Annotated in this window: 23 protein-coding genes; 20 read left to right on the plus strand and 3 right to left on the minus strand. The window is 71.7% G+C overall.

What is annotated here, in order from left to right; genetic code table 11:
• The first annotated feature begins 66 nt into the window (after positions 1 to 66).
• The 10 genes from AB0M35_RS13715 (at position 67) to AB0M35_RS13760 (ending at position 10698) form a co-directional block, all read left to right on the plus strand.
• Positions 67 to 1662: a lipopolysaccharide biosynthesis protein gene (locus AB0M35_RS13715; protein ID WP_363745020.1), complete on the plus strand. Its 1596-nt coding sequence runs from the start codon at positions 67 to 69 to the stop codon at positions 1660 to 1662.
• A 23-nt stretch (positions 1663 to 1685) separates the two neighbouring features.
• Complete coding sequence (locus AB0M35_RS13720) at positions 1686 to 3017, plus strand: O-antigen ligase family protein (protein WP_363745231.1); 1332 nt, start codon at positions 1686 to 1688, stop codon at positions 3015 to 3017.
• Positions 3014 to 4597 carry a lipopolysaccharide biosynthesis protein gene (locus tag AB0M35_RS13725; protein ID WP_363745022.1) on the plus strand — a complete coding sequence of 528 codons (1584 nt, stop codon included), beginning with the start codon at positions 3014 to 3016 and terminating at the stop codon, positions 4595 to 4597. The genes AB0M35_RS13720 and AB0M35_RS13725 overlap by 4 nt, the downstream gene beginning before the upstream one ends.
• 7 nt (positions 4598 to 4604) lie before the next feature.
• Positions 4605 to 5507 (plus strand): sulfotransferase domain-containing protein, encoded by a 903-nt coding sequence (locus tag AB0M35_RS13730; protein ID WP_363745024.1) that lies wholly within the window; start codon positions 4605 to 4607, stop codon positions 5505 to 5507.
• Between the two features lie 40 nt (positions 5508 to 5547).
• Positions 5548 to 6792 carry a hypothetical protein gene (locus AB0M35_RS13735; protein WP_363745026.1) on the plus strand — a complete coding sequence of 415 codons (1245 nt, stop codon included), beginning with the start codon at positions 5548 to 5550 and terminating at the stop codon, positions 6790 to 6792.
• A gap of 71 nt (positions 6793 to 6863) precedes the next feature.
• Positions 6864 to 7337 (plus strand): UDP-N-acetylglucosamine--LPS N-acetylglucosamine transferase, encoded by a 474-nt coding sequence (locus tag AB0M35_RS13740; protein ID WP_363745028.1) that lies wholly within the window; start codon positions 6864 to 6866, stop codon positions 7335 to 7337.
• A gap of 104 nt (positions 7338 to 7441) precedes the next feature.
• Positions 7442 to 8017: a glycosyltransferase gene (locus AB0M35_RS13745; protein ID WP_363745233.1), complete on the plus strand. Its 576-nt coding sequence runs from the start codon at positions 7442 to 7444 to the stop codon at positions 8015 to 8017.
• A complete protein-coding gene (locus AB0M35_RS13750) occupies positions 8014 to 8934 on the plus strand; it encodes a glycosyltransferase family 2 protein (protein ID WP_363745030.1) in 921 nt (306 codons plus the stop codon). The genes AB0M35_RS13745 and AB0M35_RS13750 overlap by 4 nt, the downstream gene beginning before the upstream one ends.
• 73 nt (positions 8935 to 9007) lie before the next feature.
• Positions 9008 to 10186 carry a chorismate synthase gene (gene aroC, locus AB0M35_RS13755; RefSeq protein ID WP_363745031.1) on the plus strand — a complete coding sequence of 393 codons (1179 nt, stop codon included), beginning with the start codon at positions 9008 to 9010 and terminating at the stop codon, positions 10184 to 10186.
• Positions 10183 to 10698, plus strand: a complete 516-nt coding sequence (locus AB0M35_RS13760) for a shikimate kinase (RefSeq protein ID WP_363745033.1) — start codon at positions 10183 to 10185, stop codon at positions 10696 to 10698. The genes aroC and AB0M35_RS13760 overlap by 4 nt, the downstream gene beginning before the upstream one ends.
• A 14-nt stretch (positions 10699 to 10712) precedes the next feature.
• On the opposite strand, the gene AB0M35_RS13765 is transcribed toward AB0M35_RS13760, so the two are convergent.
• Positions 10713 to 11519, minus strand: coding sequence for a cytochrome c oxidase assembly protein (locus tag AB0M35_RS13765; RefSeq protein ID WP_363745035.1), 807 nt, complete (start codon positions 11517 to 11519; stop codon positions 10713 to 10715).
• Positions 11516 to 12058 carry a DUF2243 domain-containing protein gene (locus AB0M35_RS13770; protein WP_363745036.1) on the minus strand — a complete coding sequence of 181 codons (543 nt, stop codon included), beginning with the start codon at positions 12056 to 12058 and terminating at the stop codon, positions 11516 to 11518. Before AB0M35_RS13770 ends, AB0M35_RS13765 begins: the two co-directional genes overlap by 4 nt.
• Positions 12059 to 12189: 131 nt before the next feature.
• Here AB0M35_RS13770 and aroB point away from each other — a divergent pair, with 131 nt between their 5' ends.
• The 4 genes from aroB to nusB all read left to right on the plus strand — a co-directional run bounded on the left by aroB (position 12190) and on the right by nusB (position 14932).
• The gene (aroB, locus tag AB0M35_RS13775; protein ID WP_363745038.1) at positions 12190 to 13266 is read left to right on the plus strand and encodes a 3-dehydroquinate synthase; all 1077 of its coding nucleotides are present in this window, start codon (positions 12190 to 12192) and stop codon (positions 13264 to 13266) included.
• A 43-nt stretch (positions 13267 to 13309) separates the two neighbouring features.
• The gene (gene aroQ / locus AB0M35_RS13780) at positions 13310 to 13750 is read left to right on the plus strand and encodes a type II 3-dehydroquinate dehydratase (RefSeq protein ID WP_363745040.1); all 441 of its coding nucleotides are present in this window, start codon (positions 13310 to 13312) and stop codon (positions 13748 to 13750) included.
• Between the two features lie 190 nt (positions 13751 to 13940).
• Positions 13941 to 14498 carry an elongation factor P gene (efp, locus tag AB0M35_RS13785; protein ID WP_203224223.1) on the plus strand — a complete coding sequence of 186 codons (558 nt, stop codon included), beginning with the start codon at positions 13941 to 13943 and terminating at the stop codon, positions 14496 to 14498.
• Positions 14499 to 14521: 23 nt separating this feature from the next.
• Positions 14522 to 14932 carry a transcription antitermination factor NusB gene (gene nusB / locus AB0M35_RS13790; RefSeq protein WP_363745235.1) on the plus strand — a complete coding sequence of 137 codons (411 nt, stop codon included), beginning with the start codon at positions 14522 to 14524 and terminating at the stop codon, positions 14930 to 14932.
• 93 nt (positions 14933 to 15025) lie between these two features.
• Here the strand turns inward: nusB and AB0M35_RS13795 are convergent, their stop codons facing one another.
• Positions 15026 to 15514, minus strand: coding sequence for a transcriptional regulator (locus tag AB0M35_RS13795; protein ID WP_007458348.1), 489 nt, complete (start codon positions 15512 to 15514; stop codon positions 15026 to 15028).
• Positions 15515 to 15829: 315 nt separating this feature from the next.
• Here AB0M35_RS13795 and pyrR point away from each other — a divergent pair, with 315 nt between their 5' ends.
• Genes pyrR through AB0M35_RS13825 form a run of 6 tightly spaced genes read left to right on the plus strand, consistent with a single transcriptional unit; the run spans position 15830 to position 24287 of the window.
• Complete coding sequence (gene pyrR / locus AB0M35_RS13800) at positions 15830 to 16417, plus strand: bifunctional pyr operon transcriptional regulator/uracil phosphoribosyltransferase PyrR (protein WP_363745043.1); 588 nt, start codon at positions 15830 to 15832, stop codon at positions 16415 to 16417.
• On the plus strand, positions 16414 to 17340 hold the full coding sequence (locus AB0M35_RS13805; protein WP_363745045.1) for an aspartate carbamoyltransferase catalytic subunit: 927 nt from the start codon (positions 16414 to 16416) through the stop codon (positions 17338 to 17340). The genes pyrR and AB0M35_RS13805 overlap by 4 nt, the downstream gene beginning before the upstream one ends.
• On the plus strand, positions 17337 to 18668 hold the full coding sequence (locus AB0M35_RS13810; RefSeq protein WP_363745047.1) for a dihydroorotase: 1332 nt from the start codon (positions 17337 to 17339) through the stop codon (positions 18666 to 18668). Before AB0M35_RS13805 ends, AB0M35_RS13810 begins: the two co-directional genes overlap by 4 nt.
• A 43-nt stretch (positions 18669 to 18711) precedes the next feature.
• Positions 18712 to 19875, plus strand: coding sequence for a glutamine-hydrolyzing carbamoyl-phosphate synthase small subunit (carA, locus tag AB0M35_RS13815; RefSeq protein ID WP_363745049.1), 1164 nt, complete (start codon positions 18712 to 18714; stop codon positions 19873 to 19875).
• On the plus strand, positions 19868 to 23257 hold the full coding sequence (gene carB / locus AB0M35_RS13820; RefSeq protein ID WP_363745051.1) for a carbamoyl-phosphate synthase large subunit: 3390 nt from the start codon (positions 19868 to 19870) through the stop codon (positions 23255 to 23257). The genes carA and carB overlap by 8 nt, the downstream gene beginning before the upstream one ends.
• Positions 23247 to 24287 (plus strand): quinone-dependent dihydroorotate dehydrogenase, encoded by a 1041-nt coding sequence (locus AB0M35_RS13825; RefSeq protein ID WP_363745053.1) that lies wholly within the window; start codon positions 23247 to 23249, stop codon positions 24285 to 24287. Before carB ends, AB0M35_RS13825 begins: the two co-directional genes overlap by 11 nt.
• Positions 24288 to 24309 lie beyond the last annotated feature (22 nt).

The raw sequence follows: 24309 nt of genomic DNA on the forward strand, positions 1-24309 counted from the left end.
GGAGCTGTCCCGCGGGCCGCTGCACCCGTGATGCTCCTTTTCGACAACGTAGCGACGGTGGCGTTCATGACTGATGCACAGCCCGGCAGTTGGTCCGGCGGTACGGTTGCGGCTCGTACGGTCACGCTGACCGATCTGCTGCGGGTGCCGCTGCATCGGATCCGACTGGTGGCTGCGGTCGCGGTGCTGGGTCTGGCGGCGGCGATCGGGTACGTCTTCCTGGTCCCCGGTGCGGTCAGCGCGAGCGCGGTGGTCGCGGTCCGCCCGGTGGTCACCGACGCCTTCACCCCCAGCGGCGCGGCCGCCGACCGGGCGGTGAACATGAACGTGGAGAGCGGGATCGCCACCGGCACCGACGTGGTGCAGCGGCTCGCCGACTCCGGCGGCTGGGATCCCCGCGACGTGCGCAACGCGCTGGACGTGGAAGTGCCCGCCGGCGGGCAGATCCTGCGTTTCACCTTCACCGCGAACTCGCCCGAGTCGGCGGTGAACAGTGCCAACCTGGCGGCCCAGTCCTACCTGGAAGTACGCCGGGGCATGTACGAACGGCAGCGCGAGGAGATGCTGCGCTCGTACGACGAGAGCATCGAGAAGGTCGCCGCGCAGCAGGCCGCGCTGCAGAAGCGGGTGGCCAACGCGCGGGACGGCGCGCGGGACGCCGCCGTTGCCGAGCTTTCCGGAGTGAACAATCAGCTGACCCAGCTGAACTCCGCGCGTACCGAGATTGCCGCGGTCGACGTGAACCCGGGCTGGGTCACCCAGAGTGCTGAGAAGGCCCTGGTCTCCTCCAGCGGGCGCGGTCCGCTCTACGTGGCGGCGGGACTGCTCGGCGGTGTCCTGTTCGGGGTCGTGCTCGCCTTCGCCTGGGAGTCGATGGACCGGCGGATCCGGTCGGTCGACGACGGCCGGGACGCCACCGGCCTGCCGCTGCTTGGCACGGTACGGGGCCAGGGGATGTTCGGCCGGCGTAGGCCGGTGGACGCCGACATCCGCTACGTGGCGATGGCCATCGCGGAGCGGGTACGCGAACCGGCCCGGGTCGCCCTGCTGACCACCCGGGAAGATCAGACCACCCTCACCGCCGGCCTGGCGGTGGCCCTGGCGGCCACCGGTCGGGACGTCTACGTGGCCGACGACAGCGGCCGGTTGGACCAGTTGCGCGCGACGGTGATGACGGATCGGGGGCGGCTGCCCGCTGCGGTCAACCCGGCCCGGCCCGCCATCCCCAAGCCGCGTCCGGACGGCTCCGGTGCGGTCGACGACATCACCGAGCAGATCACGGTACGCCGGCCGTCCCCGCATCCGGGCGCGGCCCGGCCGGCGGGCGACCCGGAGGCGACCATGATGTTGCCACGGATGAGCGGTGCTCCGGTGAGCGCCAAGAGCCCGGTTGCCGAGCGCGCCGACGAGGTGCCGGTGGGCGCCGGTGGGGTTCGTTTCGGCACCTGGCGGCAGCGCGCCGCCCAGGGGCTGGTGTTGTTCAACGCCCCGCCGGCCGAGGCCGACGAGCGGGGAGTGGCCGCGGCCCGGCAGGGCACCGCCGTCGTGGTGGTCGAGCAGGATCGGACAAAGCAGGGCGATCTGCGCCGTCTGGCGGAGCGACTGCGGGCCGCCGGAGTGGCCCCGCTGGGATTCGTCCTGACCCGCACCGGCCGGGGCTGACCGTGCCCACCCTCAGCCCGCCGTTGGTCGACGAGCCGGCTGGCCAGCATCCGGGCGCCCGGCTGGCCGCTCCGGTGCTGCCCCGGCTGCCGGTGTGGCCGCTGACGGTGATGTTCGGGCTGGTGCCGGTCTGGTGGTTGGCCGGCGCGTTCTATCTGGGCTGGTCGTTGCTGGGCGCGGTGCTGCTGGCGTTGCTGCTGGTCCGTGGTCGGGTGCCGCTGCCGCCGGGCACCGGCGTGTGGCTGCTGTTCCTGGCGTTGGTCGTGGTCAGCGCCACCCAACTCTCCTCGGTCGGCTCGTTGCTCGCCTTCGGCCTGCGGCTGGGGTTCTACGTGACCGCCCTGGTGGTGGGCGTGTACGTGTACGCGGTGGCGCGTCAAGGCCACGAGCTGTCCGCGTTGCTGGTGCCGGTGTGCCTGTTCTGGTTCGGCCTGGTCGCGCTCGGCTGGTTGGGCGTGCTGGCGCCCCGCTTCGAGCTCAGCACGCCGATGGAGATGCTCCTGCCGGGTGGCGTCTCCGGCAACGCCTACATCCAGGACCTGGTACGGATCGCAGCCAGCGAGTACAGTGCCCGCTCGCTCAATCCCATCTACCGGCCGTCGGCCCCCTTCCCGTACACGAACAACTACGGCAGCGCGTACGCGATGACGCTGCCCTGCGTGGTCGCCTTCGTCATGCTGCGCCGACGTGGCCTGCTGCGCTGGGCGGTGATCGCGTCGCTGCCGCTGTCGCTGGCCCCGGCCTTCCTCACCCTCAACCGGACGATGTTCGTCAGCCTCGGCGCGGGCCTCATGGTGCTGGGGTTGCGCGCCGCCCGGCGCGGCAACGTGCGGGTCGGCGCCTCCGTGGTCGGTGTGCTGCTCATCGGAGGACTGGCCACCCTGTTCATCCCGGTCACCGAGCTGATCGGCAACCGGGTCGAGTCCAGCGACACCAACAGTGACCGGTTCGCCCTCTACGAAGAGGTGCTGCGGCGGGTGGCGGAGTCACCCTGGCTCGGTTACGGGGCACCGGCGACCGTCGACACGATCAGCGCACCCGTCCCGGTGGGCACCCAGGGGCAGCTGTGGATGGTGCTGTTCTGCCACGGCGTACCGGCGTTGCTGTTCTTCCTGGCCTGGTTCGCGCTCGTGGCGGTGATCTGCGCGCGGGCCCGTTCGGCGGCCGGGCAGTGGCTCGCGGTGGTACCGGTGGTCTGCATCGTGCAGATCCCGTTCTACGGCCTGGCGAGTCCGAACCTCGCCGTGGCCTTCTTCGCCATCGCCCTCACCATGTCCCTGGTGGAACGCGAGGCCCGACCGTCCGGTCCGGCCCTGCCGCACCTGCCCGCCCGACCGGAGGTGGCGCCCGCATGACCGTCCCCCTTCACCCACCTGCGACGGGGGCGCCGTCGGCACCGGAGTCCGACACCGCGACCGAGGCCCGTCGAGGTGCGCGCAGCGGCGCGGCCGGGCTGTTCGGCGCCGCTGTCAACGGTCTGATGGGTTTCCTCCTGGTGGTCGTCATCACCCGTGGCTACGGCACCGAGGGTTCGGGTGTCTTCTTCGCGGCGATCGGCGTGGTGACGGTGGCTGCCGCGGTGTGCGTGCTGGGCGCGGAGACCGGACTGATCTGGAGTCTTCCCCGACGGCAACTCGGCCCGCAGGGCGACGCCGCCCGGATGCTGCCGGTTGCGCTGATCCCGCCGCTGTCGGCGGCGCTCGCCGTCGCGACCGTCGGGATCCTCGCCGCCGAGCCGCTCGCCGGCCGGCTGCTGGACGGTTCCGGCACCGACGGCGGGGCACTGCTCACCGTCAGCTTCGCCGCGGTGCCGGTGGTGGTGGCGATGACCCTGCTGTTCGGGGTGCTGCGCTGCGTGCGGCCGATGCGGGCGTACGTCGCGGTGCAGTCGATGCTGCTGCCCACCGCGCGGCCCCTGCTGGTGGGCGCGGCCGTGCTGCTGGCCGGCGGTGGGCTGCTGGCCGGCATGACCGGCTGGGTGCTACCGGCGATGCTGGCCGTGCTGGTGACCCTGCTGCTGGTTGCCGGGCCGCTCGGGCTCGGCCGCGGGGCGCGACTGCGCGCCCGGCGCGACGAGTGGGGCTCCTTCTGGCGGTTCTCCCTGCCCCGAGCCGCCTCGGCGGCGATCGACTCGGGTGCGGTCTGGGTCGGTGTGCTGCTCACCACCATGCTCGCCGGTGCGGCCGAGGCCGGCATCTTCGGCGCGGTGAGCCGGTACATCCTGGCCGGGCAACTCGCCATGCAGGGGCTGCGGGTGGCGGTGTCCCCGCAGCTGTCCCGGCTGTTCGGCCAGGACCGGCCCGACGCGGCCGCCGCCCTGCACCGGCAGTTGACCACCTGGGCGCTGGTGCTGTCCTGGCCGGTGTATCTGCTGCTGGCCGTCTTCGGCGCGGGCTTCCTCGCACTCTTCGGCTCCGGGTTCGCCGGCGGCGCCACCGCGATGACTGTGCTCGCGTTGGCCATGCTCGTCAACACGGGCGTGGGCAACGTGCAGAGCCTGCTGCTGATGAGCGGGCGCAGCGGGCTGCATCTCGCGGCGACCGTGGCCGGTCTCACGGTCACCGTCTCCCTCAGCCTGGTGTTGATCCCCGCCCACGGTGCCACCGGTGCGGCCTGCGCCTGGGCCGCGGGCATCGTGACGGAGAATCTGACGGCCGTGACCTGCGCCCGGATCGTCGTCGGCCAGCCGTTGGCCGACACGTCGATGGTGCGGGCCGCGCTGGTCACGCTCGGCGGTGTGGGCGCCGCCGCGACGGTCGGCGTGTTGGTCGGTGGCCGGGGCGTCGTCGGCCTGGCGGTGGCGCTGGCCGTACTGGCCGCCGGTTGCGTCGGCTTGTTGACGTTGCCCGGGGTACGGCGTGGCATCCGGGCGACCATGGTGCAGATCCGTGGCGGGGCGCCGAGCACCTCGCCACGACCCTCGAAGGGCAGGTGACATTGTCGTGGCGTCCATCCGCGACCGGGTGAAGCAGTTGGTGCCGACCCAGGTGACGAGCCGGGTACGGGAGAGCCTCGTCGATTACGGGGTGCGCACCAGCGACCGTCGGCCGCTGCCGGACTTCCTCATCATCGGCACCAAGCGGGGCGGTACCACCTCGCTGTGGAACTACCTCATCCAGCATCCGCTGGTGCCGCGACTGTTTCCGGCCTGGAACACCAAGTCCTCGCACTACTTCGAGGAGAACTGGGGTCGGGGGGAGGCGTGGTACAGGTCGCACTTTCCGACCCATCGGCAGCGGGAGGCGCTGGAGAGCCGGCACGGTGGTCCGGTACGGGTGGGTGAGGCCGCCCCGCTGTACATGTTCCACCCGCTGGCCGCGCAGCGGGTCGCCGCGTTGATGCCCCAGGTGAAGCTCATCGTGCTGTTGCGCGATCCGGTGGAGCGGGCGTACTCGCACTGGAAGGAGCGGCGCACCAACGGGGTGGAGCCGCTGGACTTCGCCGCCGCGCTGGCCGCCGAGCCGGAGCGTACGGCGGGGGAGCGGGAGCGGCTGATCGCCGAGCCGGAGTACTTCAGCGAGCCCTACGACTGGTACACCTACCGGGCCCGGGGCCGCTACCTGGAGCACCTGGAGCCGTGGCTGGCGCACTTCGACCGCGAGCAACTGCTCTTCCTGCCCAGCGAGGATCTGTACCGCGACGCGCGGGCCACCTACCGGCGCACCCTGGACTTCCTCGGCCTGCCCGCGTTCGACCTGCCCGACTTCAAGGTCTACAACGATCGGCGATCGGCGCCGCTGGAGCCGGCGCTGCGCGCCGAGCTGACGGAGTACTACCGTCCGCACAACGCGGCGTTGCGGCAGCGACTGGGGCTGGACCTCGACTGGCCGGACCAGGTCGCGTGAGGCGGATGAGTCAGCGGTTCGGTGTCGCCGGGGTGATCAGGTGACCGCGACGGGTGACCTTCGTACCCGCGACGACGGGCTGGGCTGGGTCACCCGGGCAGTCTTCGGGGATCAGCGCATCGCGCTGGCCGTGGACGCCCCGGTGCCCGCCGGGCACACCGTGGTGGCCCGTTACGCCATCGTCCCGTCGGTGGCCAGGGCCCGGTTCCTGCTGCCGCTGGGGTCGACGCGGGCCACGGCGGCGGCGCTGCTGGCGTACAACGCGCTGCGCCCGGCGAAGGTGCGGGCCGTGCGGGCCGCACTCGGCGTGGCGGCGCGGGCCGGTGTGGTCGCCCGGGCGCCGTTTCCGGTGCTGAGTGTCGCCGTGCCGGACACGCTCGATCCCGCCGAGGTGTTGCTCGCCGAACGGCTCGCCACCGAACTGGGCGGCGGAACGGCGTACGCGGCCTGCGGGGTGCGCCCGCCGGATCCGAACCACAAGCCGACGCTGCAACTGTTCGACGGCAACGGCGCGCCGCGTGGCTACGCCAAGATCGGTTGGAACGACGCGACCCGGGCGCTGGTCACCGCCGAGGCGGCGGCGCTGCGCGAGGTTTCCGGGGTGGCCGGCACCGCCGGGCATCCGGGCACGCCCCGACTGCTCGCCGAGACCAGTTGGGCCGGGCAGGCGGTCGCGCTGGTCGAACCGCTGCCCATCGGGGTACGCGGAATGCCGGTCGACGCCCCGCCGGAGCTTGCGGCGCTGCTCGCGGTGGCCCGGCGCGGTCGGCCGGCGGCGGCACCGCGACCGCTGGCCGGCTCGCCGTTCCTGGACCGGTTGACGGCGCAGGCGCAGCGGGCGGCCGAGACGGATCCGGCCGGGGCACGGGCGGTGGCGGCGGTGGCCGAACTGGCCCGCCGACACGGCGACGTGTCCGTCGAGTTCGGCCACTGGCACGGCGACTGGGTGCCGTGGAACCTCGGTCGGCACGCCGGTGAGCTGGTCGCCTGGGACTGGGAGCACAGCGGGCCGGACGTACCGGTCGGCTTCGACCTGGCCCACGACGCGTTCCAGCGGTCCCTGGTGTTGCGGGGCGAACCGGCGGCGACCGCGGCCGAACAGGTACGGCAGTGGCTGGACCGGTACGGCGACCGGCTGGGCCTGGACCCGGCCCGGCGCGGCCTGGTGGCCGATGCGTACCTGATCGAGATGTGGCTGCGGACCTGGCGGCTGGCCGACGCTGGTGCCGGCTGGAATCCGGCGTTGCATCCGGCGTTGCTGGACGTCATCGAGAAACGACAGTGAGCAATGGTCGGGCCGACCGCTGGGGTACGGCTCGACCGTGGTGCAGGCACAGCGGACTTGTGGGGAGTCGCGTGGACAACGTAGACAAAGCGGGGCAGCAGTTGCTGCTGGTCGGGTCGAGCGGCGGGCACCTGGCCCAGCTGCTCGCCCTGAAACCCTGGTACGAGACCTGGCAACGCTGCTGGGTGACCTTCGACACGCCGGAGGCGGTGTCCCTGCTGGCCGGCGAGGACCTGATCCCGGCCTACCATCCGACCACCCGCAACGTGCGCAACCTGCTGCGCAACGCGCTGCTGGCGGCCCGGGTGCTGCGCCGGCGGCCGATCGCCGCCGTGGTGACCACCGGTGCCGGGGTGGCGCTGCCGTTCGTCGTGCTGGCCCGGCTGCGCCGGATCCCGACGGTCTACATCGAGGTCTACGACCGGATCGACACCCCGACGCTCACCGCCCGGCTGTGTCGTCCGTTCCTGTCGAAGATGCTCGTGCAGTGGGACGAGCAGCGCCGCCAGTACCCGGAGGCCACGGTCGTGGGGACGCTGCTGTGAGCGGCGAGGCGACGCGCACCGACGAACAGTTCGGCGTAGCCGGGGACCGGGCCGCCCTACACCTCCCGACGCCCCGCGACGGCAAGCGCGTCGGCCGGGCGCAGTTGCTGGTCGCGGTCGGCACCGACAAGCACCCCTTCGACCGGCTGGTCGGCTGGCTGCGGGAGTGGTACGGCGAGGTCGCCGACGAGGTGGTGCTGACCGTGCAGCACGGCCACACCCGGGTCGAGGGCCTGCCCGACGCGGTGCCGTTCCTCGGGCACGCCGAGTTGCAGACCGCGATGGCCGGGGCGGAGCTGGTGGTCTGTCACGGTGGCCCGGCGACCATCCTGGAGGCCCGCCGGCACGGGCACCTGCCGATCGTGGTGCCCCGGGATCCGAGCCTGGGTGAGCACGTCGACAACCACCAGCAGTTGTTCGCCCGCCGGCTCGGTGCGGCCGGCCTGGTCGCGCTCTGCGAAACCCGGCAGGAGCTGCTGGACGCCCTCACCGCCGGCCTGGCCGACCCGGGACGGTTCGCCGTGACCGTGGACGCCGAGGCGGCCGAGGCGCAACGCGCCGCGGTGCGCCGGGTGGGCGTGATCGTCGAGGAGTTGGTGGCCGAGGCCGCGCAGCGGCGTCACCGGCCCTGGTGGCGGCCGTGGCGTAAGCCCGGCCCGAATGGAAGGCACAAGCTATGACCGCGTACCCGAGCGTGACCGCCGTCGTTCCCACCCGGGACCGTCCCGAACTGCTCCGGGCGGCGGTACGGGCCATCGTCGGGCAGGACTATCCGGGGCAGGTCGAGACGGTCGTGGTGTACGACCAGTCCGAGCCGGACCCGTCGCTGGCCGAGCTGTCCGCCCCCGACCGGCCGGTGCGGGTGGTGACCAACACCCGTACCCCCGGGCTGGCCGGGGCCCGCAACTCGGGCACCCTGGCCGCCACCGGCGACCTGATCGCGTTCTGCGACGACGACGACGAGTGGCTGCCGGGCAAGCTGCTGGCCCAGGTCGAGGCCCTGAACGCGGTGCCCGGTGCCGAGTTCGTCAGCTGCGGCATCCGGGTCAGCTACGACGGGAACACCGTCGAGCGGGTGCTGGAACGCGACTCGATCAGCCTGGCCGACCTGCTGCGGGACCGGATGACCGAGCTGCACCCGTCGACCTTCCTGATCCGGGCGGCGGCCCTGCGTGACGGTTTCGGGCTGGTCGACGAGGAGATCCCGGGCAGCTACGCCGAGGACTACGAGTTCCTGCTGCGGGCCGCCCGCAGCGCCCCGTTGGTCAACCTGCGCACCCCGTACACGCTGGTGCGTTGGCACAAGCGGTCGTACTTCGCCCAGCGGTGGGACACCATCTCCGAGGCGTTGCAGTGGCTGCTGGAGCGCTATCCCGAGTTCGCCACCCAGCCGGCGGGCCAGGCCCGGGTCACCGGGCAGATCGCCTTCGCCCGCGCCGCCTCGGGTGACCGCCGGGGGGCGATGCGCTGGGCGCGGCGCACCATCCGCCGCAACCCGCGTGAACCGAGGGCCTACCTGGCCCTGGCGGTGGCCGGGCGGGTGGTCCGGGCCGACGCCGTGCTGCGCACCCTGCACAAGCGCGGCCGGGGTATCTGACGCCGACGTCCGTAGGGCGGGACGGGGCGGGCGGTGCGGGGCGGCGGGCACCGGGCGTGACAGACTCATGGCTGTGTTGCGCTGGTTGACCGCAGGAGAATCGCACGGGCCCGCCCTCGTCGCATTGCTGGAGGGGGTGCCGGCCGGGATCGAGGTGACCACCACCGAGATCGCCGGGGAGTTGGCCCGCCGCCGACTCGGCTACGGCCGGGGTGCGCGGATGTCCTTCGAGCAGGACGAGATCGAGGTCATCGGCGGCCTGCGGCACGGGGTGACGTTGGGCAGCCCGGTCGCCATCCGGGTCGGCAACTCCGAGTGGCCCAAGTGGCGCACCGTGATGGCCGCCGACCCGGTCGACGCCGACGAGTTGGCCAGCCAGGCCCGTAACGCGCCGCTTACCCGGCCCCGGCCCGGCCACGCCGACCTGGCCGGCATGCAGAAGTACGGCCACACCGACGCCCGGCCGATCCTGGAGCGGGCCAGCGCGCGGGAGACCGCCGCCCGGGTCGCCGTCGGCACGGTGGCCAAGGCACTGCTGCGGCAGGCCCTCGACGTGGAGATCGTCTCGCACGTGGTGGAGCTGGGTCCGGTCGCCGTGAAGGCCGGGCTGCGGCCCCGGCCGGAGGACGCCGAACGCATCGACGCCGACCCGCTGCGCTGCCTCGACCCGGAGGCCAGCGGCCGGATGGTCGCCGAGGTCGACGCCGCGAAGAAGGCCGCCGACACCCTGGGGGGCGTGGTCGAGGTGCTCGCCTACGGGGTGCCGCCCGGCCTGGGCAGCCACGTGCAGTGGGACCGCAAGCTCGACGCCCGGCTGGCCACCGCGCTGATGTCGATCCAGGCGATCAAGGGTGTGGAGATCGGCGACGGCTGGCAGCAGGCCCGCTCGCGCGGATCCGAGGCGCACGACGAGATCATCCCCACCGCCACCGGCGTACGCCGGGTCACCGACCGGGCCGGCGGCCTGGAAGGCGGCATCACCACCGGCGAGCCGCTGCGGGTGAAGGCCGCGATGAAGCCCATCTCCTCGTTGAACCGGGCACTGGCCACGGTCGACATCACCACCGGTGAGCCGGCCACCGCGATCAACCAGCGTTCCGACGTCTGCGCGGTGCCCGCCGCCGCCGTCGTCGCCGAGGCGATGGTGGCACTGGTGCTGGCCGAGGCGGCGGTGGAGAAGTTCGGCGGTGACTCGGTCGCCGAGATGCGCCGCAACCTCACCGGTTACCTGGACGCGCTGGTGATCCGGTGACCGCTGCCACCCGTCCGGTCTGCGTGCTGGTCGGTGCGCCCGGGTCGGGCAAGACCACCGTCGGGCAGGTTCTCGCGGGCGAACTGGGCGTGGAGTTCCGGGACACCGACGCCGACATCGAGCGCCTCGCCGGCAAGCCGATCCCGGAGATCTTCGTCGACGAGGGGGAGGAGCACTTCCGGGCGTTGGAGCGGGCGGCGGTGGCCGCGGCGCTGGCCTCCTGCGACGGGGTGCTGGCCCTCGGCGGTGGCGCGGTGTTGGCCGAGGAGAACCGCGCCGCGCTGATCGGGCACCGGGTGGTGCACCTGTCGGTCGAGCTGACCGACGCGGTGAAGCGGGTCGGCCTCGGTGCGGGGCGTCCGCTGCTGGCGATCAACCCACGGGCCACCCTCAAGCACCTGATGGATCAGCGGCGCCCGCTCTACGCCGAGGTGGCGACCGCGACGGTGGTGACCGACGGCCGCACTCCCGAGGAGATCGCCGCCGAGATCATCCCCCTGCTGAAGCGGTAAGGAAGGGCCCCTTCTTAACGCCTCAGGTAGAGCAGGGTCCCCCTTTTAACACCTGACGCGGCAGTCGGCGCGCGACGCGGCTGCGGGCGCCAGCTTGCCAGCAGGGCGAGGGCGAGCAGGATCTCGGCCAGGTCGCCGCCGTAGTACATCACCGCCGCACCGGCACGCAGCGCATCCGGCGGTGCCGGTACGTCGACCAGCAGTCCCGCGTACAGGAGTTGGGCCAGGCTGGCATGCGCGACGACCGCAGCGCCGAGCACCACCAGCCGCACCGGCACCGAAGCCCGGTGCCGGTATGGTTCCGGGCCGGCGATCGACCAGGTGAACAGCAGCCCGCTGAGCAGGAAGTGCAGGTTGACCAGGTCGTGCAGCACCGGGCTGGTGAGAGTGGCCCGGTACAGCGGAGTGAGGTGGAGCAGCCACAGCCCGCCGGCGGTGAGCAGCAGCCCGGTGACCGGGTGGGTGAGCGTACGCGCCACCGGATGCCGCAGCACCCGCAGTGCCGCCCGACCGGCCCGCCGGTCGACGGTACGCAACGCCAGGGTGCCGGGCGCGCCGAGCACCAGGCCCAGCGGCGCGAGCATGCCGAGCAGCAGGTGCTGCCACATGTGCGCGGCGAACCCGTCGGCCGGCAGCAGCAAGGCGATGGCGAGCAGGGCGCATCCGGCGGCGAACGCCGCCGTGCGCCAGTGGCTCCAGCCCGGACGGTCCGGCTCGCACTGCCGCAGCGAGGCAGCCAGATAGACCCAACCCGCCAACAGGGGTACGAGCAGCGTCGGGCCGACGGTCGTGGTGTGCTGCGCGGCGTGCGCGAGGCTCATCCGCGCCGGCTCACGGCAGGCGAGTCGTCGGCGCAGACGTCCACGGCGGTGGCGCGGCGCTGCACGAGCAGACCGACGATGATCAGCACGACGCCCAGGGCGAGGAAGCCGAGATCCCACCAGAGTTGGTGCGGCCCGGCGCGGACGTGGTGGATGGCCAGGATGTGATGGTCGATGATCCCCTCGACCAGGTTGAACAGCCCCCACCCGATCAACGCCCAGCCCCACAGCATCGGCGAGCGCCACAGTCGCCCCCGGGACCGGGTCACCCGGGCGTAGAGCATGGCCAGGCCGGTCAGCACCGCCACCCAGGTGACCACGTGGAAGAGCCCGTCCCACAGGGTGTTCATCTGCAACCCGGCGACGGTGTCCACCGGATACTCGCGTACCCCGATGTTGTCGGCGCCGGTGTTGCTGAGCAGATGGTGCCACTGGAGCACCTGGTGCAGCAGGATGCCGTCGACGAAACCGCCGAGCCCGACGCCGAGGATGGTGGCCGGCAGCCGGATGTCGGCACCGTCGATCGTCCGCTCGGTCATGCCGCCCCCTGGGTTGCTGGTGATGGTCGCTGCCCTGCCCGGTCCACGAAGCGGTAAACCTCCGTTCCATTGATCGGGCACGGGTGAGCGGATCCGGTCGAGGCGGTCGACGGTGGGCTAGGCTCCCGGCGATGGACAACGTGACCCGGATCCCGGTCGGCGGCGAGCGGCCGTACGACGTGCTGGTCGGCCGTGGCCTGCTCGACACGCTGCCCGGCCTGCTGCCCGACGCCACCCGGGTGGCGGTGCTGCACGCCCCGCCACTGAAGGACCTGGCCGATGCCATCGGCAGCCGGCTCAGCGCCGCCGGCGTGACACCGCTGCCGATCGAGGTGCCCGACGCCGAGGCCGGCAAGCACGTCGACGTGGCGGCAGCCTGCTGGGACCGGCTCGGTGCGGCCGGGTTCACCCGTACCGACGCGGTGCTCGGGCTGGGCGGCGGCGCGGTCACCGACCTGGCCGGTTTCGTGGCCGCCTGCTGGCTGCGCGGGGTGCGCTGGGTGCCGGTGGCCACCTCGCTGCTCGGCATGGTCGACGCGGCGGTGGGCGGCAAGACCGGCATCAACACCACGGCCGGCAAGAACCTGGTCGGCGCCTTCCACCCGCCGGTCGGGGTGTTGGCCGACCTCAGCACGCTGGACACCTTGCCGCCGGCCGACCTGACCGCCGGCCTGGCCGAGGTGGTCAAGTGTGGGTTCATCGCCGACCCGGTCATCCTCGACCTGATCGAACGGGACCCGGCGGCGGCCACCGACCCGACCGGGCCGGTGGCCCGAGAGCTGATCGAGCGGGCGATCCGGGTCAAGGCCGACGTGGTCGCCGGTGACCTGCGCGAGTCGGGCGTACGCGAGGTGCTCAACTACGGGCACACCCTGGCGCATGCGATCGAGAAGGTCGAGGGGTACCGCTGGCGGCACGGTCACGCCGTCTCGGTCGGCCTGGTCTACGCCGCCGAACTGGCCCGCCTCGCCGACCGGTTGGACCCGGCCACCGCTCGTCGGCACCGTGACGTGCTGACCGCGCTCGATCTGCCCACTCACTACGAGGCCGACGCCTGGCCCCAGCTGTTGACCGCCATGCGGGTCGACAAGAAGGCCCGGGGCAACCGGCTGCGGTTCGTGGTGCTGGACGGGCTGGCCCGACCGGCGATCCTGGACGGACCGGACGACGACCTGCTGCGAACCGCGTACGCCGCGGTGGCCCGGTGAGCGTTCGGCGCGCTCGGCAGTCGCAATCGGAGGGCGGACCAGCATGAGGGTGTACGTGCTCAACGGGCCGAACCTGGGGCGGCTGGGCACCCGTCAGGTCGACGTCTACGGGGTGACCAGCTATGCCGATCTGGTGAAGCTCTGCGAGACGACCGGGCGGGATCTGGGTCTGGACGTCGTCGTGCGGCAGACCGACGCCGAGCACGAACTGCTCGGCTGGCTGCACGCCGCTGCGGACGAGGGTGCCGCCGTGGTGCTCAATCCGGCGGCCTGGTCGCATTACTCCATCGCGGTGCGGGACGCGTGCGCGATGCTGCGCGGGCCGCTGGTGGAGGTGCACATCTCCAACATCCACGCGCGGGAGGAGTTCCGGCACCACTCGGTCGTCTCGGCGGTGGCGACCGGCGTGATCTGCGGGCTCGGCGTCGACGGCTACCGCCTCGCCCTGCACCACCTCGCCGTCCGCCGCGACCAGAGCGGCTGACCTCCCCGCCGGGAGGCGGTCGACTGCCGTGACAGACGGCATGCTCCGGCTGTGGGGTGGGTTGCGTCACTGACAGTGCCGGTCCGGGTCGCGTCGGACCGGTCTGACCGTGGACGGCGGCGGTGGGGGCATCGCAGGGTGGCTAGTAGACTTGTAAGGTCTGTCCGCCAAATGACGATCAAGGCAGGAAATGGCCACCACCAACGACCTGAAGAACGGCCTGGTACTCAACCTCGACGGGGAGCTCTGGTCCGTCGTTGAGTTCCAGCACGTCAAGCCTGGTAAGGGTGGTGCGTTCGTGCGTACCACGCTGAAGAACGTGCTCTCCGGCAAGGTCGTCGACAAGACCTTCAACGCGGGCACCAAGGTCGAGACCGCGACCGTTGACAAGCGCACCATGCAGTATCTCTACGCCGACGGCGAGGACTACGTCTTCATGGACATGGAGACGTTCGACCAGATCACCGTGCCCGGTGGGACGGTCGGCGAGGCGGCGAACTACCTGCTGCCCGAGGCCGAGGCGATCGTGGCCACGCACGAGGGGGTGCCGCTCTACGTCGAGCTGCCGACCTCGGTCGTGCTGGAGATCACCTACACCGAGCCGGGCCTGCAGGGCGACCGGTCCACCGGTGGCAACAAGCCGGCGACGGTGGAGACCGGCGCGACCGTACAGGTGCCGCTGTTCATCACCACCGGCGAGAAGATCAAGGTCGACACCCGCGACGGCCGTTACCTCGGCCGCGCCTGATGGCCGAGGGTCCGAAGCAGCAGATGCCGGCGCGCCGCAAGGCGCGCAAGCGGGCGCTGGACGTGCTCTTCGAGGCCGACCTGCGTGATCGTCCGCCGGTCGAGGTGCTGGCCGGCTACATCGAGCGGATCGAGAAACCGCGCCCCGACCACCTGGGGTACGCGGTCGGGCTGGTCGAGGGTGTGGCCGGTCACCTCGACCGGATCGACGAGCTGATCTCCAGCTACGCCGAGGGCTGGACGCTGGACCGGATGCCGGTGGTCGACCGCAACCTCGCCCGGATCGCCGTCTACGAACTGCTCTACATCGACGAGATCGATGACGCGGTGGCGATCAGTGAGGCTGTCGAACTGGCTCGACAGATGTCGACCGACGACTCGCCGCGCTTTCTCAACGGTCTGCTCGGCCGCATCGCCGAGTACGCCACCCGCTGACCCGTCGGTGCGGGGTCGCTGCCCGTCATCGACGAGGCGACCGGGACGAACGAAAGGCCCGCGCCACCGGCGCGGGCCTTTCGTGTGAGGGGTTCAGGAGGCGAAGAATGCCCGCGGGTCGGCGACCAGCACGCCGTGCTCGGTCAGCCGCTCGATCAGGCCGGACGGCGATGCGTCGTAGACGATCGCGAGCGCCCGAAGGTCGTCGGCGCGGATCGACAGGACCCGGCCGTTGTAGTCGCCGCGCTGCTGCTGGATGGCGCGGGCGTACCGGGCGACGTAGGCGAGGTCCTCGCTGGCCTCGTCGTAGAGCCGCTCCAGGTCCAGGACGATCTTGCTGGTGGGCTCGTGCCGCACCCCGCTGCCGTCGGGCAGCAACTCCGAGACCGGTACGCGGTAGAACTCGGCCAACTCGGCCAGGCGGGATACCGTGACGGCGCGGTCGCCGCGTTCGTACGAGCCGACCACCACCGCCTTCCAGCGCCCGTTCGACTTCTCCTCCACGCCCTGCAGGGACAGGCCCTGCTGCTGGCGGATGGAGCGCAGGCGGGCGCCCAGAGACTTGGCGTATTCAGAGGGCATTCGGACACTCCCAGTGCTGCTCGGGGTTCTCCCAGCGATCGCTACGGAGCGTGACGGTACGGGGATTCGTAAACGTGGTCAAGTGGTCGTGACCCTCCTGTTGGGTACCTCGGTCGACTTGTCCCGTTCTGCCCGCTGAACCGATACGTCGACCGGTCCCACCCGACGTGGCCTGAGCCACTCGTGCCCGACCGTGGTCACGGCAACGACCACTGGTAACGTGGCCGAAGCCCTCCCGCCGGCAACACCCGGCTGACCTGGAGGATCCGACATCCTTTAACGACCCGTCCCGTGAGGCGGGGAAGGAGGTCCGCCGTGGCCTACCCACCGGCTGCCCGCTCGTCGCCCTCGCGGCAACCCTCGGTGAAGGTGATTTTGACCAGCGCCGACGTGCAACGCGTCGTCGACCGGATCGCCCACCAGATCCTGGAGAAGACCCAGGGCGCCGCGGACACGGTGCTACTCGGTGTGCCGACCCGGGGCGCCCCGCTGGCCCGGCGGCTCGCCGACCGGATCAACGCCTTCGAAGGCATATCGGTGCCCGTCGGCGTGCTCGACATCACCCTCTACCGCGACGACCTGCGTCGCAACGCCACCCGGGCGGTCGGCCCGACCCAGCTGCCGCCCGGCGGCATCGACGGCATGCGGGTGATCCTCGTCGACGACGTGCTCTTCTCCGGCCGTACGGTGCGCGCGGCCCTCGACGCCTTGGGTGACCTCGGACGGCCGGCGTCCGTGCAGTTGGCGGTGCTGGTCGATCGCGGACACCGGCAGTTGCCGATCCGCGCGGACTACGTCGGCAAGAACATCCCGACCGCCCTCGCCGAGAGCGTGAAGGTGACGCTGGCCGAGACCGACGGCGTCGACGAGGTCCGGCTCTACGCGGAGGTCGCCCCCTCATGATCAGGCACCTGCTCTCCGGCGCCGATCTCGATGCCGACACCGCCCTCCAGATCCTGGACACCGCGGCGGAGATGGCCGCCGTCTCCGGCCGCGAGGTCAAGAAGCTGCCCGCGCTGCGCGGGCGTACGGTGGTGAACCTCTTCTACGAGGACTCCACCCGGACCCGGATCTCCTTCGAGGCGGCGGCGAAGCGGCTCAGCGCCGATGTGATCAACTTCTCGGCCAAGGGGTCCAGCGTCGCCAAGGGCGAGAGCCTGAAGGACACCGCGCTGACGTTGCAGGCGATGGGCGCCGACGTGGTGGTGGTCCGCCATCCGGCCTCCGGCGCCCCGCACCGGCTCGCCGACTGGGTCGACGGCTCGGTGGTGAACGCCGGTGACGGCACCCATGAGCATCCGACCCAGGCGCTGCTGGACGCGTACACGATGCGCTCCCGGCTGGGTCGGCTGGCCGGCCTGTCGGTCGCGGTGGTCGGTGACGTGCTGCACTCGCGGGTGGCCCGGTCGAACGTGCTGCTGCTGTCCACCCTCGGCGCGAAGGTCACCCTGGTCGGGCCGCCCACCCTCATCCCGGTAGACATCGCCGCCGCCCTGGCTCCCGGCACCGCCGTCTGCTACGACCTCGACGCGGTGCTGCCGTCGACGGACGTAGTGATGATGCTGCGGGTGCAACGGGAGCGGATGGGCGACTCCTACTTCCCGTCCGCTCGCGAGTACGCCCGCCGCTACGGTCTCGACGGCGCCCGGATGCGCCGGTTGCCGGAGCACGCGATCGTCATGCACCCCGGTCCGATGAACCGGGGCATGGAGATCACCCCGGAGGTCGCCGACTCGCCCCGCTCCACCATCGTCGAACAGGTCGCCAACGGAGTCTCCGTGCGGATGGCCGTCCTCTACCTGCTGCTCGGGGGAAACAACCGGTGAATTCGTACCTGATCAAAAACGTCAGCGTGCTCGGCGCGGCACCGACCGACCTGCTGCTGCGCGACGGCGTGGTCGCCGAGGCCGGCCCGGGGCTGTCCGCGCCGGGCGCAGGCGTGATCGACGCCGACGGGCTGGTCGCCCTGCCCGGCCTGGTCGACCTGCACACCCACCTGCGCGAGCCGGGGCGGGAGGACGCCGAGACCGTCGAGACCGGTTCCCGGGCGGCGGCAACGGGTGGCTACACCGCGGTCTGCGCGATGGCGAACACCTCGCCGGTGGCCGACACCGCCGGGGTGGTCGAGCAGGTCTGGCGGCTCGGCCGGGAGGCCGGGCTGGTCGACGTGCAGCCGATCGGCGCGGTCACCGTCGGGCTGGCCGGCGAGCGGCTCGCCGAGCTGGGCGCGATGGCCGACTCCGCCGCCCGGGTGCGGATCTTCTCCGACGACGGGCACTGCGTCGCCGACCCCCGGCTGATGCGCCGCGCGTTGGAGTACGTCAAGGCGTTCGACGGGATCATCGCCCAGCACGCCGAGGAGCCCCGGCTCACCGAGGGCGCGCAGATGCACGAGGGCGAGGTCTCCACCCGGTTGGGCCTGACCGGCTGGCCGGCGGTGGCCGAGGAGGCGATCATCGCCCGGGACGTGCTGCTGGCCGAGCACGTCGGCAGCCGCCTGCACATCTGCCACGTCTCCACCGCCGGCAGCGTCGAGGTGCTGCGCCAGGCCAAGGCCCGGGGGGTACGCGTCACCGCCGAGGTGACCCCGCACCACCTGCTGCTCACCGACTCGGTCGTGAGCGGGCGGGCGGAGCTTGGGAGCCCCGCACTCGCGAACAACTGGAGCCCAGCCGGAGCGTACGACCCGGTGTACAAGGTCAACCCACCGCTGCGGACCGCCGTCGACATCGCCGCACTGCGGGCCGCGCTGGTGGACGGCGTGATCGACATCATCGCCACCGACCACGCCCCACACGCGGTGGAGGACAAGGAGTGCGAGTGGGCGTACGCCCGGCCGGGCATGCTCGGGCTGGAGACGGCGCTGTCGATCGCGCTCGACGTGCTCGGTCCCGAATGGGACCTGATCGCCGAACGGATGTCACGCACTCCGGCCCGCATCGCCGGGCTGACCGAGCATGGGCATGATCCCGCCCCCGGTACCCCGGCCAACCTGACCCTGGTCGACCCGGCGGCCCGCCGGGTGATCGATCCCGCGGAATCGGCCAGTCGCAGCCGCAACACCCCGTACGCCCGGATGACGCTGCCGGGTCGCATCGTGGCGACCTTCCTGCGTGGCGAGGCGACGGTCCTGGACGGAAAGGCAGTCAAGTGAGCGCAGCCCAGCGGAGCAACGCAGTCCGGATCGGAGGCGCGGCATGAGTCGTAGGCGTCCAGCGGTTCTCGTCCTGGAGGACGGGCGTACGTTCCACGGCGAGGCGTACGGCAGCGTCGGCGAGACCTTCGGTGAGGCGGTCTTCAACACCGGGATGACCGGCTACCAGGAGACCCTGACCGACCCGTCGTACCACCGGCAGGTGGTGGTGCAGACAGTCCCGCACGTCGGCAACACCGGTGTCAATGCCGAGGACGACGAGTCCCGGCGGATCTGGGTGGCCGGTTACGTGGTGCGTGATCCGGCTCGGATCAGCTCGAACTGGCGCGCCACCGGCGGGCTGGAGGACCGGCTGGCCACCGAGGGGATCGTCGGCATCAGCGGGGTGGACACCCGGGCGTTGACCCGGCACCTGCGTGAGCGTGGCGCGATGCGGGTCGGCATCTCCAGCATCGACGACGACCCCCGTGCGCTGCTGGCCCGGGTCCGCCAGTCGCCGCAGATGGTGGGCGCGGACCTGTCCGCGGAGGTGACCACCACCGCGCCGTACGTGGTGGCCGCCGAGGGCGAGCACCGGTTCACGGTGGCCGCGTTGGATCTGGGGATCAAGCGCAACGTGCCGCGTCGGCTCGCCGCCCGGGGCGTGACCACCCATGTCCTGCCGGTCACCGCGACCATCGACGATCTGCTGGCCACCGGCGCGGACGCGATCTTCTTCTCGCCCGGTCCGGGTGACCCGGCCACCGCCGACGGGCCGGTGAAGCTGGCCCGTGAGGTGCTGCGCCGCAAGGTGCCGTTGTTCGGCATCTGCTTCGGCAGTCAGATCCTCGGCCGGGCGCTGGGCTTCGGCACCTACAAGCTCGACTACGGCCACCGGGGCATCAACCAGCCGGTCCTCGACCGGATGACCGGCAAGGTCGAGGTGACCAGCCACAACCACGGCTTCGCCGTGCAGGTGCCCGGTGTGACGCCGGGCGCGGTGGTGCCCGACGAGGTCATCGAGACCGAGTTCGGTGGCGTGCAGGTGAGCCACGTCTGCCTCAACGACAACGTGGTCGAGGGGCTGCGGGCCCTGGACGTGCCCGCGTTCACCGTCCAGTACCACCCGGAGGCGGCGTCCGGCCCGCACGACGCGGACTACCTCTTCGACCGTTTCGCCGAACTGATCGAGGGTCGGACCCACAACGAGGGACACAGCAATGCCTAAGCGGAGCGATCTCAAGCACATTCTGGTGATCGGCTCCGGGCCGATCGTCATCGGGCAGGCCTGCGAGTTCGACTACTCCGGCACCCAGGCGTGCCGGGTGCTGCGCAGCGAGGGGATCCGGGTCAGCCTGGTCAACTCGAACCCGGCCACGATCATGACCGATCCGGAGTTCGCCGACGCCACGTACGTCGAGCCGATCACGCCGGAGTTCGTCGAGCTGGTCATCGCCAAGGAGCGGCCGGACGCGGTGCTGCCGACCCTCGGCGGGCAGACCGCGCTGAACACGGCGGTCGCGCTGCACGAGGCCGGGGTGCTGGAGAAGTACGGCGTCGAGCTGATCGGCGCCAACATCGACGCGATCCGCCGCGGCGAGGACCGTCAGCTGTTCAAGGAGATCGTGGCCAAGGCGGGCGTACGGCTCGAGGTGGCCGACCCGGAGAGCCTGGTGCCCCGCTCGCGGGTCTGCCACTCGATGGACGAGGTCCGCGAGACCGTTGCCGACCTCGGCCTGCCGGTGGTGATCCGGCCGTCGTTCACCATGGGCGGACTCGGTTCCGGCATGGCGCACAACGACGAGGACCTGGAGCGCATCGCCGGCGCGGGGCTGGCCGCCAGCCCGGTGCACGAGGTGCTGATCGAGGAGAGCGTGCTCGGCTGGAAGGAGTACGAGCTCGAACTCATGCGGGACCGGCACGACAACGTGGTGGTGGTCTGCTCGATCGAGAACATCGACCCGATGGGTGTGCACACCGGCGACAGCGTGACCGTGGCACCGGCCATGACGCTGACCGACCGCGAGTTCCAGCAGCTGCGTGACCTGGGCATCGCGGTGCTGCGCGAGGTCGGGGTGGACACCGGCGGCTGCAACATCCAGTTCGCGATCAACCCGGCCGACGGCCGGATCGTCGTCATCGAGATGAACCCCCGGGTCTCCCGTTCGTCGGCGCTGGCCTCCAAGGCGACCGGTTTCCCGATCGCCAAGATCGCCGCGAAGCTGGCCATCGGCTACACCCTCGACGAGATCCCCAACGACATCACCCGCAAGACGCCGGCCGCGTTCGAGCCGACGCTGGACTACGTGGTGGTGAAGATCCCCCGGTTCGCGTTCGAGAAGTTTCCCGGTGCGGACCCGGAGCTGACCACCACGATGAAGTCCGTCGGCGAGGCGATGAGCCTCGGTCGTAACTTCACCGAGGCGTTGAACAAGGCGATGCGGTCGATGGAAACCAAAGAATCAGGCTTCTGGACCATGCCCGACCCGGTCGGATCGACTCGGGAGAACACCCTCGCCGCTCTGGCCACTCCGCACGACGGCCGGCTCTACACGGTGGAGCGGGCATTGCGCCTGGGCGCCTCGATCGCCGAGGTCACGGCGGCTTCCGGCGGGATCGACCCGTGGTTCGTGGACCAGATTGCCGCGCTGGTGGAGCTGCGCGCCGAGATCGTGGCCGCGCCGGTGCTGGACGCCGAACTGCTGTACCGGGCCAAGCGGGCCGGCCTGTCCGACCGTCAGTTGGCCGCGCTGCGGCCCGAACTGGCCGCCGAGGACGGCGTGCGGACCCTGCGGCACCGGCTCGGGATCCGGCCGGTCTACAAGACGGTGGACACCTGCGCCGCCGAGTTCGAGGCGACCACGCCCTACCACTACTCGTCGTACGACGCGGAGACCGAGGTGCTCGGCTCGACGCGGCCGAAGGTGCTGATCCTCGGTTCCGGGCCGAACCGGATCGGGCAGGGCATCGAATTCGACTACTCCTGCGTGCACGCGGTCCAGGCGTTGCGCAGCGCGCCGGTCGGCTCGGGTGCGGCGCCCGCTGCCGGCGCCGGTTTCGAGACCGTGATGGTCAACTGCAACCCGGAGACCGTCTCCACCGACTACGACACCGCCGACCGGCTCTACTTCGAGCCGCTGACCTTCGAGGACGTGCTGGAGGTCTGGCACGCCGAGGACTCCTCCGGTCGGGCGGCCGGCGGTCCGGGTGTGGTGGGCGTGATCGTGCAGCTGGGCGGGCAGACCCCGCTTGGGTTGGCGCAGCGCCTCAAGAACGCCGGGGTGCCGGTGGTCGGTACCTCCCCGGAGTCGATCCACCTGGCCGAGGAGCGGGGTGCCTTCGGGTCGTTGCTGGCCCGGGCCGGCCTGCGCGCGCCGGACCACGGCACCGCCACCTCGTACGAGGAGGCGAAGGAGATCGCCGACGAGATCGGCTACCCGGTGCTGGTCCGCCCGTCGTACGTGCTGGGTGGGCGAGGCATGGAGATCGTCTACGACGATGTCACCTTGCGTGACTACATCGGGCGGGCCACCGACATCTCCCCGGATCACCCGGTGCTGGTGGACCGGTTCCTCGACGACGCCATCGAGATCGACGTGGACGCGCTCTGCGACGCCGACGGCGAGGTCTACCTCGGCGGTGTGATGGAGCACATCGAGGAGGCGGGCATCCACTCCGGCGACTCGTCCTGCGCCCTGCCGCCGATCACCCTGGCCGGCTCGCACGTCGCGCAGGTCCGCCGGTACACCGAGGCGATCGCCCGGGGCATCGGCGTACGCGGCCTGCTCAACGTGCAGTACGCGCTGAAGGACGACACGTTGTACGTGCTGGAGGCCAATCCGCGCGCCTCCCGTACCGTGCCGTTCGTCTCCAAGGCCACGGCGGTGCCGCTGGCCAAGGCGGCGGCCCGGATCGCACTCGGGGCGACCATCGCCGAACTGCGGGCCGAGGGCATGCTGCCCGCGACCGGGGACGGCGGCACGCTGCCGCCGGACGCCCCGATCGCGGTCAAGGAGGCGGTCCTGCCGTTCAAGCGGTTCCGGACGCCGGCCGGCAAGGGGGTGGATTCGCTGCTCGGCCCGGAGATGAAGTCGACCGGTGAGGTGATGGGCATCGACGTCGCCTTCGGGCACGCCTTCGCCAAGTCCCAGTCGGCCGCGTACGGGTCATTGCCGACCCAGGGCAAGATCTTCGTCTCGGTGGCGAACCGGGACAAGCGCGGCATGATCTTCCCGGTGAAGCGACTGGCCGATCTGGGCTTCGAGATCGTGGCGACGGCCGGCACCGCCGAGGTGTTGCGCCGACACGGCATCGCCTGCGAGCTTGCCCCCAAGCACTACGAGGCCGGCTCCGACGACGACGCCGTGTCGCTGATCCGCGACGGTCGGGTCGCCCTGGTGATCAACACCCCGCAGGGTTCCGGCGCCAGTGCCCGTTCCGACGGTTACGAGATCCGCAGCGCCGCGGTGACGGCGGACATCCCCTGCATCACCACCGTCCCCGGCGCCGCTGCCGCGGTGATGGGCATCGAGGCTCGAATCCGCGGCGACATGCAGGTACGCCCCCTCCAGGCCCTCCACGCCACCCTGCGGGCCCCCCGTGATGTTTGAGCGGACGGTACGGCGGGGGTTGTTCCGGGTCGGTGGGGGCGACGCCGAGGCGGCGCACGAGTGGACGTTGCGGCGGTTGAGCGCGCTGTCGCGGATGCCGGGTGCGTTGGCGGTGTTGCGGGCCCGGTACGCCGTGGCGGCGCCCCGCACGGTGTTCGGGGTGCGGTTCCCCAACCCGGTGGGGCTCGCTGCGGGGATGGACAAGGACGGGATGGCGCTGCCGGCCTGGTCGGCGTTGGGCTTCGGTTTCGTCGAGGTCGGTACGGTGACGGCTCATCCGCAGCCGGGTAACCCCCGGCCCCGGCTGTTCCGGCTGCCCGACAGCGAGGCAGTGATCAACCGGATGGGTTTCAACAACGCCGGCGCGCAGGCCCTGGCGGCCCGGCTCGCGGCGCTACCCCGCCCGCTGGACGTACCGCTGGGGATCTCGCTCGGTAAGTCCAAGGTGACGCCGCTGGACGACGCGGTGGCCGACTACCAGGCGTCGTACCGTGCGTTGCGTGGGTACGGCGACTACTTCGCGGTCAACGTCTCCTCGCCGAACACCCCCGGCCTGCGCGCCTTGCAGGACCGTGATCACCTGGACGCGCTGCTCGCCGCACTGGTGGGAGAGAAGCCGGTGCTGGTGAAGATCGCCCCGGATCTGACCGAGGCGGCCATCGCCGATCTGTTGGAGGTGTGCCTGGCTCGGGGCGCCGCAGGGGTGATCGCCACGAACACCACCCTGGGCCGCGACGGACTCGCCCTGACCGACCAGCCGCGTGCCGGCGAGAGCGGCGGCCTGTCCGGTCGACCGCTGACCGATCGCGCCCGACAGGTGGTCGCCTTCGTCCATCGAGAGACCGGCGGACGACTGCCGATCATCGGTGTGGGCGGCATCGTGCACCCCGACGACGCCGCCCGGATGTTCGACGCCGGCGCCAGTCTGGTGCAGCTCTACACCGGCTTCATCTACCGAGGCCCGGCCCTGCCCCGCGCCGTCGCCCGCGCGGCGGCGACCGCTCCGCAACCGGCCGCCACCACATCGTGACAGACCGCGCAGCGTCGGAAGG

The sequence above is a fragment of the Micromonospora sp. NPDC051196 genome, assembly GCF_040682415.1.
Taxonomy (GTDB): Bacteria; Actinomycetota; Actinomycetes; order Mycobacteriales; family Micromonosporaceae; genus Micromonospora.

What these genes read in the sequence shown, in the direction of transcription:
- AB0M35_RS13715 (WP_363745020.1), top strand. Translation starts at nt 67, where the DNA reads ATGACTGATGCACAGCCCGGCAGTTGGTCCGGCGGTACGGTTGCGGCT.
- AB0M35_RS13725 (WP_363745022.1), top strand. Translation starts at nt 3,014, where the DNA reads ATGACCGTCCCCCTTCACCCACCTGCGACGGGGGCGCCGTCGGCACCG.
- AB0M35_RS13750 (WP_363745030.1), top strand. Translation starts at nt 8,014, where the DNA reads ATGACCGCGTACCCGAGCGTGACCGCCGTCGTTCCCACCCGGGACCGT.
- AB0M35_RS13765 (WP_363745035.1), bottom strand. Translation starts at nt 11,519, where the DNA reads ATGAGCCTCGCGCACGCCGCGCAGCACACCACGACCGTCGGCCCGACG.
- AB0M35_RS13770 (WP_363745036.1), bottom strand. Translation starts at nt 12,058, where the DNA reads ATGACCGAGCGGACGATCGACGGTGCCGACATCCGGCTGCCGGCCACC.
- aroB (WP_363745038.1), top strand. Translation starts at nt 12,190, where the DNA reads ATGGACAACGTGACCCGGATCCCGGTCGGCGGCGAGCGGCCGTACGAC.
- aroQ (WP_363745040.1), top strand. Translation starts at nt 13,310, where the DNA reads ATGAGGGTGTACGTGCTCAACGGGCCGAACCTGGGGCGGCTGGGCACC.
- efp (WP_203224223.1), top strand. Translation starts at nt 13,941, where the DNA reads ATGGCCACCACCAACGACCTGAAGAACGGCCTGGTACTCAACCTCGAC.
- nusB (WP_363745235.1), top strand. Translation starts at nt 14,522, where the DNA reads ATGCCGGCGCGCCGCAAGGCGCGCAAGCGGGCGCTGGACGTGCTCTTC.
- AB0M35_RS13795 (WP_007458348.1), bottom strand. Translation starts at nt 15,514, where the DNA reads ATGCCCTCTGAATACGCCAAGTCTCTGGGCGCCCGCCTGCGCTCCATC.
- AB0M35_RS13805 (WP_363745045.1), top strand. Translation starts at nt 16,414, where the DNA reads ATGATCAGGCACCTGCTCTCCGGCGCCGATCTCGATGCCGACACCGCC.
- carA (WP_363745049.1), top strand. Translation starts at nt 18,712, where the DNA reads ATGAGTCGTAGGCGTCCAGCGGTTCTCGTCCTGGAGGACGGGCGTACG.
- carB (WP_363745051.1), top strand. Translation starts at nt 19,868, where the DNA reads ATGCCTAAGCGGAGCGATCTCAAGCACATTCTGGTGATCGGCTCCGGG.